Consider the following 11,739-nt stretch of genomic DNA (forward strand, 5'->3'; position numbering starts at 1 on the left):
AAAGGTGGATAAAATATGCCAAGAGTAGGAATTGTAATGGGAAGCGACTCTGACCTGAAGGTCATGAGTAAAGCCGCAGGCATGCTGGAGAAGCTGGGGATTGATTATGAGATGACGATCATTTCCGCACACCGCGAGCCGGATGTATTCTTTGAGTGGGCCAAGGCAGCAGAAGGAAAAGGAATCAAAGTAATCATCGCAGGTGCCGGCATGGCAGCACATCTGCCGGGAATGTGCGCAGCACTGTTTCCGATGCCGGTTGTAGGTGTTCCGATGTCAGGAAAGAATCTGGCAGGAGAAGATGCACTGTTTTCAATCGTTCAGATGCCGCCGGGAATCCCTGTGGCAACAGTTGCTATTGACGGTGGAATGAATGCCGCAATTCTGGCAGCAAAGATTCTCGCAACATCAGACGCAGAGCTTCTGGAAAAATTGAAAGCATACTCTGTAGAGATGAAGGAGACGGTTCAGGGCAAAGCCGAAAAGCTGAATGAAATCGGCTACGAAGCTTATCTGGCACAGAAATAAGAATAGATAAAATACCAAAAACCGTCGGACAGGCGGTTTTTGGCGTGTGAAAAAACAGATTGGAGAATAGGTATGGATTATAAGAACGCGGGCGTTGATATTGAAGCAGGTTACAAATCAGTAGAGCTTATGAAGAAGCATGTGCAGGAGACTATGAGGCCGGAAGTGCTCACGAATCTGGGAGGATTTTCTGGGGCATTTTCTATGGAAAAGTTTAAGGATATGGAGAAACCGACCCTTGTTTCCGGTACGGATGGTGTAGGAACAAAGCTGAAACTGGCATTTATCCTGGATAAGCATGACACGATCGGAATCGACTGTGTTGCAATGTGTGTCAATGATATTGCGTGTGCAGGCGGGGAACCGCTGTTCTTCCTTGATTATATTGCATGCGGCAAGAATGAACCGGAGAAGATTGCGACAATCGTAAGCGGTGTGGCTGACGGGTGTAAACAGTCCAATGCTGCCCTGATCGGCGGAGAGACAGCAGAGATGCCCGGATTCTACCCTGTGGATGAATATGACCTTGCAGGATTTGCAGTAGGTGTAGTGGATGAAAAAGACCTGATTACAGGAAAAGACTTAAAGGCAGGGGACGTCCTGATCGGTATGGCTTCTTCCGGTGTACACAGCAATGGTTTTTCACTTGTAAGAAAAGTATTCAATATGAAGAGAGAAGCGCTTGATACATATTATGACAGTCTGGGATGCACGCTGGGCGAGGCGCTTCTGGCTCCGACCAAGATTTATGTAAAGGCGCTTAGCAGCGTAAAAGCGGCAGGCGTTACGATTAAGGCATGCAGCCATATCACAGGCGGCGGATTCTATGAGAATGTGCCCCGTATGCTGAAAGATGATACACATGCTGTTATTAAGAAAGACAGTTACCCGATCCCGCCGATCTTTAAGATGTTATCCGTGGACGGAGATATCGAAGAACAGATGATGTACAACACCTTCAATATGGGACTCGGTATGATTCTTGCAGTGGATGCGGCTGACGTAGAGAAGACAATGGATGCCATCAAGGCAGCAGGGGAAGCTCCGTATGTAGTCGGACAGATCGAAGCAGGTGAAAAAGGAGTCAGCTTATGCTAAAGATAGTAGTTCTCGTTTCCGGGGGCGGCACGAATCTGCAGGCGGTCATCGACGGTGTTAAGGATGGTACAATCTCCAACACAGAGATCGCGGGGGTAATCAGCAACAATAAGAATGCTTATGCTCTGGAACGTGCGAAGGAAAACGGAATTCCGGAATTGTGTGTATCGCCGAAGGATTATGCCTCCAGAGAGCTTTTCAATGAGAAGTTTCTCGAGGCTGTAGATAGTTTTGAACCGGATCTGATCGTTTTGGCAGGTTTCCTTGTCGTGATTCCTGCTGCTATGATTGAAAAATACAGAAACCGTATGATCAATATTCACCCGTCCCTGATTCCGTCGTTCTGCGGAAAGGGATATTACGGGCTGAAGGTTCACGAGGCGGCGCTTTCACGCGGTGTGAAGGTTGTCGGGGCGACGGTGCATTTTGTGGATGAGGGGACGGACACCGGACCGATTATCCTGCAGAAGGCAGTGGAAGTGGAAGCCGGGGATACCCCTGAGATCCTGCAGCGCCGGGTGATGGAACAGGCTGAGTGGAAGATCCTGCCGAGGGCAATCGACCTGATTGCAAACGGGAAAGTAACTGTCAGGGACAACAGGACGATTATCGCAGAGTAACTTATGATAACAGATGACAAGAAAAAGAAGATACAAAGTATAGAGGAGGCTGCCATGAAGGTATTGATTGTAGGAAGCGGTGGAAGAGAACATGCAATTGCAGAAAGTGCTGCAAAAAGCGACAAGGTTGAGAAGATGTATTGTGCACCGGGCAACGCAGGAATTGCAGAATATGCAGAGTGTGTGGATATCGGCGCGATGGAATTTGACAGACTGGTTGCTTTTGCAAAAGAGAAGGCGGTTGACCTCGTGATCGTCGGCATGGATGATCCGCTGGTCGGAGGGCTGGTCGATGAGATGGAGGCGGCAGGCATCCGGACATTCGGACCGCGTAAGAATGCGGCAATCCTGGAAGGGTCCAAGGCATTTTCAAAGGACCTGATGAAAAAATACAATATACCAACAGCAGCTTATGAAAACTTTACTGACCCGGACAAAGCACTTGCTTATCTGGAGAATGCAAAGTTCCCGATTGTCTTAAAGGCCGACGGGCTTGCACTCGGCAAAGGTGTGCTGATCTGCAATACGCTGGAAGAAGCAAAAGAAGGCGTGAAGACAATCATGCTGGATAAGAAGTTCGGTTCAGCGGGGAATGAAATGGTAATCGAAGAATTCATGACAGGCCGTGAAGTTTCCGTGCTTTCTTTCGTAGATGGCAAGACAATTAAGACCATGACCTCTGCGCAGGACCATAAACGTGCAGGAGACGGGGATACCGGTCTGAATACGGGAGGAATGGGAACATTTTCCCCTAGTCCGTTTTACACGAAGGAAGTGGAAGACTTCTGTAATAAATATGTATATCAGGCAACAGTCGATGCTATGGCAGCAGAGGGCAGGGAATTTAAGGGGATTATTTTCTTCGGCCTGATGCTGACAGAGGACGGGACAAAAGTGTTGGAATATAATGCACGTTTTGGGGATCCTGAGGCACAGGTTGTTCTTCCGCGTATGAAAAACGACCTGATCGATGTGATTGAGGCGTGCATCGACGGGACACTGGATCAGATCGACCTGCAGTTTGAAGATAATGCCGCTGTATGCGTCGTTCTGGCTTCTGACGGTTACCCGGTTAAGTATGAAAAGGGGCTGCCGATCACGGGGCTGGATGAATTCAAGAAGCATGAAGGATATTACTGCTTCCATGCAGGAACAAAATTCGATGGAGACCAGATCGTGACAAACGGCGGACGCGTCCTCGGTGTGACCGCGAAAGGAAAAGACCTGAAAGAAGCACGCGCCAATGCATATGCTGCAACGGAGTGGGTACATTTTGATAATAAATACATGAGGCACGATATCGGAAAAGCGATCGACGAAGCGTAAGGGATTGCTAACGAAAAGCGCAGCGGCCGAAGGGGCAGCGGCGGAGTTTACTACATCATTTTGAGGATGGTGCGGTCCGCCCGGAAAGTTGTTTAAGTAACAGCGTTTCACTCTTCATCCGCTGCGATTTTTTCTTCTTTTCATAAATAATTTTGAGTATTCTGGCGCTTCTGATTGACAGACAAAGATTACAATTGTAATATTAGAAATATAGTTTGCATGGAGATGTGTTTCAAAGAAAGGCAGGGGAGCGTTTTGGCGAGCAGGAAAGATTATCTTAAAAAGAAGAACCATAAGGGGAGCAGCAGAGGAAATATGAATAGCAGGGGCCACAGGAAAAAGTGGATATTGCCGGTGGTTATCATCGTGATACTTGTGGTGGCGGCTGTGGCAGGTTTCTTTGTCTGGAAGATGTTCCAGATGAAGGCCACACCTGAGGAGACTGTGGCGGAATATTTTTCGTACCTGAATCAGGGGAAGTACGAAAAGATGTATGAGATGCTGAGTGAAGATTCGAAAAAGGAGATTTCCAAGGAAGACTTTGTGACGCGCAACCAGAATATTTATGATGGAATTGAAGCATCTGATATTCAGGTTAAAGTGAAAGGGGATGCTGAGTTAAAGGATGGGAAGAAACAGGCATATGTTTCCTATTCCACGGTCATGGAGACTTCGGCGGATGAGATTTCTTTTGACAATAAAATGAAGCTGGTCAAAGAGGATAAATATTATCGGATTGACTGGGATTCTACTTTGATCTTTCCGTCCCTTAAGAATGAGTACAAGGTACAGATTAATACAGAACCGGCGGTCCGGGGTTCCATTCTGGACAGGAACGGACAGATGCTTGCAGGGCAGGGAATTGTGTCAGAGGTCGGGATTGTGCCGGGCAAGCTGGGAGATAATAAGGATGAGTCCGTGAAAAAGATTGCAGACATTCTCGGAATAACTGCAGATGATATCAACCAGAAGCTGGGAGCTTCTTATGTGAAGGATGATTCATTCGTTCCTGTGAAGGAGATTCGGAAGGAAGACTCTGCCACGGAAGAGGCGCTTTTGAAGATTGCAGGCATCATGATTAATGATAAAGAAGAACGTGTGTATCCACTCGGGGATGCGGCCGGGCACCTGACGGGCTATGTTCAGGCCGTGACAGCAGAAGACCTGGAAGAGCTGAAAGGGAAAGGGTATCATGAGAACAGCGTGATTGGAAAAGCAGGTCTGGAGAGGGCGCTTGAGGATGACTTGAGGGCCGTTGACGGATGCACAATCGATATTGTGGATGCCGATGGTGTGAAAATAGAAACGCTGGCCCTGAAGCCTGCCGAGAACGGGAAGGATGTCAAGGTTACGATTGATTCACAGATGCAGAAGAATGCACACCAGCAGTTTGCTTCAGACCCGGGAACGGCGGTGGCCATGAATCCAAAAAACGGGGAGGTGCTCGCGCTGGTCAGCACGCCGGGATATGACCCGAATGAATTTATCATGGGCATGTCCGATAAGCGCTGGAAGGAACTTAACGATGACAAGAATAAACCTCTCACGAACCGATGGTATAATACATGGGTTCCGGGCTCAACTTTTAAGGCCGTGACTGCGGCGATCGGCGTGGACAGCGGGAAGCTTAAACCGGATGAAAATCTGGGGTATGTAGGCTTAAGCTGGCAGAAAGATGCGAGTTGGGGAGACTATTTTGTGACGACGCTGACAGATTACGGGCAGGAAGTAAATCTGGAAAATGCACTTGTTTATTCGGATAATATTTATTTTGCAAGGGCAGCTCTTATGATTGGTGAAGATACCCTGAAAGAGAAGTTCAAGGCAATGGGATTTGATGAGGATATCCCGTTTGAGATGGGGATTGTCAGTTCAACGTATGACGATGATGACAAGATAGATTCCGAAATCCAGCTGGCTGACACAGGATACGGACAGGGGCAGCTTCTGGTAAATCCGGTCCATATGGTGTCTATGTACACGATGTTTGTCAATGGCGGCAGTATGATTGAACCGACGATTTTATATGAAGATAATGCACAGCCCAAGATATGGAAGAAAAATGTTGTTTCAGCAGAGACGGCGGAACTTGTAAAAAATGACCTGATCCAGGTGATTGAGAATCCGTCAGGAACCGGTGCCAGCGCCAAGATAGACGGCGTGACGATGCTCGGAAAAACCGGGACTGCTGAGATCAAGGAAAGCCAGGATGATACCGACGGTGTGGAGCGTGGATGGTTTGTGTGTGAGACAACGGAGGATATCGCGAAACCGGTAGTCGTTGCAGGAATGGTAGAGGACGTCAAGGATAAGGGCGGAAGCGGCTATGTAACCGCTAAAGTGAGGGAGATTGTGGCAGCATATGAGCAGTAATAAAAGGATTGGTATAGGTGAGGTATAAATGAGAGAATTACTGGAACAGACTCTTCCTTTCTGGGAAGAACTTACAAAGAGTGAGCAGGACGCACTCGTTGAAAAGGTGACGGAAAGTTCTGTGAAAAAAGGGACCATGCTCCATTATGGCGGCAAGGAATGTGCCGGGGTGCAGATTATCAAAGAGGGGCAGGCGAGGGTCTTTGTTACATCTCCCGGTGGCGGTGAGATTACGCTGTTCCGCCTGCTCGATGGAGATGTCAGCATCTTAAGCGCGGCGTGCATGATGAAAGGTCTGGACATTGAACTGGATATGGAGCTGGAAGAGGATTCCGTAATCTGTACGATTCCCAAGTGCCTGTACAAGGAAATCAGCGAGCAGAATGCAAAGGTTAAGGATTATACACTGGAGATGATATCTGAAAAGTTTTCGGACATCATGTGGCTGTTTAACCAATATGTGTTTTCAAATGTCGCGTCGAGACTTGCGGATGCGATTCTGGAACACCGGGCGCTTGCCGGTTCAGATACACTGGCAATCACACATGATGCCCTTGCACGCGATCTCGGTACGGCAAGGGAGGTTGTAACAAGACTTCTGAAACAATTTCAGACGGACGGTCTCGTAAAACTGACCCGCGGGCATATTGAAGTATTGGATGCAGCAAAACTGGGCAAAGTATAAAAAGGGCTGCGGTGAGCTTCCTTTGGGGGGCCACAGTAACTAAAAAAGCTCGTTTTGTGATTTTGTCACAGAAGAAACACGGGAATGTGATATACTATTTACACTTAGCGAGGTTTTAACGAGCTTAGTGAAAATGCATACCTGAACACTTGGTGAGGTTCTTTCGAACCTAGTGTTCATGGTATACTGTAACCATAGTCAACAAATCTTAATTCATATATCTAAGGAGGAAATAAAAATGTCAGTAGTGAAACTTACAACAGAAAATTTTGAACAGGAAGTTTTAAAGTCAGATAAGCCGGTGCTGGTTGATTTTTACGCAGACTGGTGCGGTCCATGCAAGATGATGGGACCGGTAGTCGAAGAGATTGCATCCGAAAAGTCAGATGTAAAGGTTGGCAAACTGAACATAGATGAAGAGATGGAGATCGCCCAGAAATATGGCGTTATGAGTATTCCGACCTTTATCGTGTTTAAAGACGGTAATGTATCTAAAAAGGATATGGGAGCAAAACCAAAGAGTGCGGTTCTCTCTTTATTTGAGTAAAAGTAGTAATTGTTTAGTCGGACTGTGCATATACTGCACAGTCCGTATGTGCCTGCTTATCGGTAGTGTAAATAAATTTATGTCTTTGGTAAAAAGTGGATCCTTCCCTGTAATTTCTCTGTCATCTTCCGCAGTCGAACAATTCCTCTTGTTGGCTCATCGCGTCCTTTTTCTTTTGCGTGTTTAACTTCTTTCATAATACCATTTTCCGACGTTTCATGCACGGAGGTATAAAAAACAACTGAAAATCATTGATTTTATCAGCATTGCAGCTAGTTTTATTAGCATTTTTACGTAACGAAATGTAGTTATCGCTGTTTGCTCAGTAGCAGACATTTTCAGTCGTTACATGGACGGGGGGGATGGGCTTTGTAGTTAGGAAGCATCTGTACCCATTCCTGTTCCGTTTTAGAAACAGAATTTGTTTGGTGAAATACGTCTAGTGAGGTTGCCTTTTGATCTATGGAATACATAAAATGTCTCCCTTAGCGACTTATGATAGTCTCGTTTTTGTCCGTATCCTCAGAATATACGTGAAGAAAGAGGGCTGCATATAAGGTGATAAAGTATAGATAAAAATATTATTTTGTCAAGGAAAGTTAAGAAAAGAATGTTAAAAAATAGACAGATATAGAGGACTGAATTTGTGAAAAATTAACATTGAATACATTTTTTTATGAGAGTATTATGTGGTTAATACATATGTGACAATATATGGTAACGTAATATTGTTAATTATAATGAAAAATTTGAAAATTAAAAATTGTAGAAAATCATTTTTCGAAAGAAATTGGTGAAATAAAACTGAATATTTGTCAGAACAAATTGGTATGAATTATAATCAAAATGAATATGGGAAAGCGCAATATCAATATTGGTGGTCAACATCACTAATATTGTTAGGATATTACGTAGATAGTGAGTTGAATACATACCGCTGCATAACGACAGTTGCTAATAGAAAATATAGTCTTGGAAAATTGGACGATACAACATATTCCTCGTATTTGGAGAGAGATAATTTCTCCCAAAGTGTCTTTTCGGATCCAAAATGCATTCATTGTGAAATCAGGGGATTCTGTGGAGGAGGATGTATTTTAGAAAAAGAATATCGTAAAAATGAGGCTTGTATTTATGAAAAAAACTCATTTGATGATTTTATCAATCGGATTTTTAAACCTAAGTTTTAAAAATTATATGAAGGAATTATGTAGAAATGAGGAACTTTTTAAATAAACATAGTGGTACATTTTTGTTTTTTGTAGTATTAGAGCAGATAATAGTTGCTTTTTCAACTTTTTGTATGATTAAATTAGGAACAGGAATTATGGATGAACATGGTTTAATATGGTTTTGGGAGTTTGTAATATCTCTTGTTATTGTTTTTGTTCCAAGAATATTTAAGCAAAAATGTATGATAAAGGCAAAATATGTATCCTTTAAACGCTATGTTTCTTTATATGAAAAAAATTTGTATAATTACCCTTTTTTAAAGACAAATCATGAATTTTGTAAAAAGAGACAATCCTTTTTTCATAATCAAACATGGCAAGTCATTGAAGAAACATATGCTTTTGTGGGAGATTTCTCTGCAACAGTTCTAAATGTTTTATTTAATATCTTAGTAATAGGATTATCTTTAAATATCAGATTTTTTGTGGCATATATTTGTTCCGCATGTGTTATTGCGGTTGGTCTGTTTTCGACAAAAAAAATTATTGGAAAAAAAGTAGTGTTGCACAAGTTACTCAGAGCAGTGTGCAGGGGGCAATGTTTGATGGATGGGATACTCTTTTAATCGGCAATCGTTATAACTGGTCTCAATGGATGCAGTCATTTAAAGCAAAAATGAAAGAAGCTGAACAAGCAGAAGTGAATTATAATATACTTAATAATTTTATATCCTTTCTCATTATGGCTGGAAGCATTATACCGATAATTTTTGTAACTGTAAAAATGATTTTGAATAATTTGAATAGTGTAGGGATGTTAACGGCCATACTTGTAACATTGCCAAGACAGGTTAGTAATATACAATATTTAAGCATTGTGATTGAATATCTTACAGAACTTGTTGGGATTAAGGAAAAGATAAATAATATCAATGATGCTTTGAAAAAAGTAGAGCATCCCGAAAAATATTATGGAACAATAGAATGGAATAATATTTCTTTTTCTATTTGTGGACGAGAGTATATATTTTGTAATTTGGAAGAATGCATGAACTTTTTAGTGGAATGTGTAAATAATGGTGAATCTGGAAGGGTGGTTATAAAAGGGAAAAATGGAAGTGGGAAAACTACGTTACTAATGCTAATAAAAGAATATTTCGGTAATGATGCATATCTTTTTCCAAATCATACGCGACTTTACTTTGAAAAGAGCGATGTGAAAGAGTATTCTACTGGTCAGAGATTTAAAGCGAACATAGAAGAACTTATTAAGAATAATATTCAAAGTCAAGTGAAACTATTTCTTTTTGATGAATGGAACGCTAATCTGGATATACATAATCAAGCAGCAGTTTCAGAATACATAGATCAGTTAGCAGCTACATTAATGGTTGTTGAAGTGAGGAATAGAGAATTGTGATTTTAAAATGTAGCAGAAAAATTATTATACATTGCAGATTGGTGGATTATTGATATTCTTCATACTAACAATCCAACAGGGAGGCCAGACAAATGTCGGCCCAGATTAAAAAGTGCGATTATCATGCCGATCGACATACGGCACGTCGGTACATGAATGAAATAGATATTTATCCAAGCTACCGAAAAAAATAACTATGACGATATTTCAAGAATTTCCTGTAATAAGGAAAGATCCATATCATAGCACCTCCCTATATAGTATAAAATACACTATTTTGGGAGATGCTGTGGGTGGCTTAAGATTATTTCACAATTTTAAAAATGATATATTCAGAATATCACATATTAGGCGTTTCATCTTTTTTAGAAGCATCAATAATTTGAGTTGCGATTTTTTGCTGGAAGGATTCATCGTGTTCCACGAACAGCATGGCAGGCTGGTATTCCGTCAAGAGCGCCTCTATCTGCATACGGGAAAAGATATCGATAAAATTCAATGGTTCATCCCATATAAACAGATGTGCAGGTTCGCACAGGCTCTTGGCCAGAAGGACTTTCTTTTTCTGGCCTTCGCTAAATTCCTCCATATTTTTTTCAAATTGAATCCTGTCAAAGTCAAGTTTTCTTAAGAGCGCTTTGAAAATAGTTTCATTCAGCCGATATTCTTTTGCAAAATCAGTAAGTCCTCCTCTTAGCCAGGAGGTATCCTGAGAGATATAAGAGATCTTGATGCCGCTGCCGAGGCGGAAGGTGCCTGTATAGGGGATGGGATCTCCGAGTATCAGCCTGATCAGGCTTGTCTTGCCGCAGCCGTTTTTCCCACGCAGGCAGATCCGGTCCCCTTTTCTTATCGTAAGATTGATATTCAGGCAGACCGGCGTTTCACCATAGCAGATGCCAATATCTTCCATTGTAAGCAGTACATCGGTGTGGTATGAAAGCAGATTTAATTTCAAATCGTCTGTAGTTTCTATGTTTTTCAGCAGCCCTTGTTTTTCCGTGATTGCATTCTGCTGCCGCTTTTGTGTGGACTTTGAGCGCTTCATCATTTTTGCGGCCTGATGACCAATATGGCCCCTGTCCGGCCGCAGCCCGGCTACCCGCGTCCCAGTTTTGGTCTTTTCTATCTGATCGGACCATCGTTCTGTCCGGCGTGAGGCTTCCTCAAGATGGCGGATATCCTGTTTTAGCTGTGCATTTCTTTCTCTTTCCATTTGATCCGCCGCTTCTTTATTCGCATACCACGAGGAAAAATTCCCTTTCTGGATTTCAATATTCGTCTTATTGATAGAAAGAACATGGTCAATGCATTTGTCTAAAAAGGTCCGGTCGTGCGATACGAGTATAAAGCCTTTTTTGGTGTTCAGATATCCGGCCACTTTTTCCCTGGCTCTGATATCCAGATGGTTTGTCGGCTCGTCGATGAGCAGGAAAGCATTCTCCTTTAAAAAGAGTGCAGCGAGGAGCACCTTGGTCCTCTCGCCGTTGCTTAACGTCGAGAAGGGACGGTAAAGAACTCCCGGATCAGCATCCATAAGATTCAGCTCTTTTATAATCTGCCAGCTCTCAGACGTGGGATTGATCGCCTCCACAATCTGCAGAGTCATATCGTCAGGATTTTTTACAGGATAAGGGAAATATTCAAAATCAACACTGGCGGAAATCCGTCCGCTGTAATCGTATTTTCCCAGAAGCAGATTCAGAAAAGTAGTCTTCCCGCGCCCGTTCCGGCCAATAAAGCCAAGTTTCCAGTCTGTGTCGACCTGAAAAGATACATGTTCGAAAATAGGATCATAACTGCTCTCATAAGCAAAGGTTAAATCAGATACTTGAATTCTGGACATAAACATACCTCCTTGTCGGTTCTTTGATGTGTTGCAGCAGGGACCGTCATGCCCTGCATGCATTATAAAAGCCGCAGAAAAGTCAATTCCTGCGGCTCCTGATAACACATAAAAAGGATCTGAC

At 43.1% G+C, this 11,739-nt stretch carries 11 protein-coding genes; 10 read left to right on the plus strand and 1 reads right to left on the minus strand.

All coding sequences use genetic code 11. The features are described from left to right. The first annotated feature begins 15 nt into the window (after positions 1 to 15). The 10 genes from purE (at position 16) to DWX43_RS08985 (ending at position 9,769) form a co-directional block, all read left to right on the plus strand. Positions 16 to 528 (plus strand): 5-(carboxyamino)imidazole ribonucleotide mutase, encoded by a 513-nt coding sequence (purE, locus tag DWX43_RS08940; protein WP_109730972.1) that lies wholly within the window; start codon positions 16 to 18, stop codon positions 526 to 528. Positions 529 to 600: 72 nt separating this feature from the next. After that, a complete protein-coding gene (purM, locus tag DWX43_RS08945) occupies positions 601 to 1,626 on the plus strand; it encodes a phosphoribosylformylglycinamidine cyclo-ligase (protein ID WP_118620066.1) in 1,026 nt (341 codons plus the stop codon). Further along, positions 1,620 to 2,246, plus strand: coding sequence for a phosphoribosylglycinamide formyltransferase (purN, locus tag DWX43_RS08950; protein ID WP_118620067.1), 627 nt, complete (start codon positions 1,620 to 1,622; stop codon positions 2,244 to 2,246). The genes purM and purN overlap by 7 nt, the downstream gene beginning before the upstream one ends. 54 nt (positions 2,247 to 2,300) lie before the next feature. Continuing rightward, entirely contained in the window at positions 2,301 to 3,572 is a 1,272-nt protein-coding gene (gene purD / locus DWX43_RS08955; protein WP_118620068.1) for a phosphoribosylamine--glycine ligase, read from the plus strand. 255 nt (positions 3,573 to 3,827) lie between these two features. Next, a complete protein-coding gene (locus DWX43_RS08960; RefSeq protein ID WP_330582237.1) occupies positions 3,828 to 5,945 on the plus strand; it encodes a penicillin-binding transpeptidase domain-containing protein in 2,118 nt (705 codons plus the stop codon). A gap of 28 nt (positions 5,946 to 5,973) precedes the next feature. Next, positions 5,974 to 6,630, plus strand: a complete 657-nt coding sequence (locus DWX43_RS08965) for a Crp/Fnr family transcriptional regulator (RefSeq protein ID WP_118620069.1) — start codon at positions 5,974 to 5,976, stop codon at positions 6,628 to 6,630. A 238-nt stretch (positions 6,631 to 6,868) separates the two neighbouring features. Continuing rightward, positions 6,869 to 7,177 carry a thioredoxin gene (gene trxA, locus DWX43_RS08970; RefSeq protein WP_109730977.1) on the plus strand — a complete coding sequence of 103 codons (309 nt, stop codon included), beginning with the start codon at positions 6,869 to 6,871 and terminating at the stop codon, positions 7,175 to 7,177. Positions 7,178 to 8,007: 830 nt separating this feature from the next. Beyond that, positions 8,008 to 8,367, plus strand: a complete 360-nt coding sequence (locus DWX43_RS08975) for an SPASM domain-containing protein (RefSeq protein WP_118620070.1) — start codon at positions 8,008 to 8,010, stop codon at positions 8,365 to 8,367. Between the two features lie 26 nt (positions 8,368 to 8,393). After that, the gene (locus DWX43_RS08980; protein WP_118620071.1) at positions 8,394 to 8,975 is read left to right on the plus strand and encodes a hypothetical protein; all 582 of its coding nucleotides are present in this window, start codon (positions 8,394 to 8,396) and stop codon (positions 8,973 to 8,975) included. Further along, the gene (locus tag DWX43_RS08985) at positions 8,948 to 9,769 is read left to right on the plus strand and encodes a hypothetical protein (protein WP_109730980.1); all 822 of its coding nucleotides are present in this window, start codon (positions 8,948 to 8,950) and stop codon (positions 9,767 to 9,769) included. The genes DWX43_RS08980 and DWX43_RS08985 overlap by 28 nt, the downstream gene beginning before the upstream one ends. 340 nt (positions 9,770 to 10,109) lie before the next feature. Here DWX43_RS08985 and abc-f read toward each other — a convergent pair whose 3' ends face one another. Further along, positions 10,110 to 11,615 carry a ribosomal protection-like ABC-F family protein gene (gene abc-f, locus DWX43_RS08990; protein WP_109730981.1) on the minus strand — a complete coding sequence of 502 codons (1,506 nt, stop codon included), beginning with the start codon at positions 11,613 to 11,615 and terminating at the stop codon, positions 10,110 to 10,112. Positions 11,616 to 11,739: the final 124 nt, after the last annotated feature.

Source organism: Clostridium sp. AF19-22AC (assembly GCF_003479085.1).
Lineage (GTDB): Bacteria > Bacillota > Clostridia > Lachnospirales > Lachnospiraceae > Faecalicatena_A > Faecalicatena_A orotica.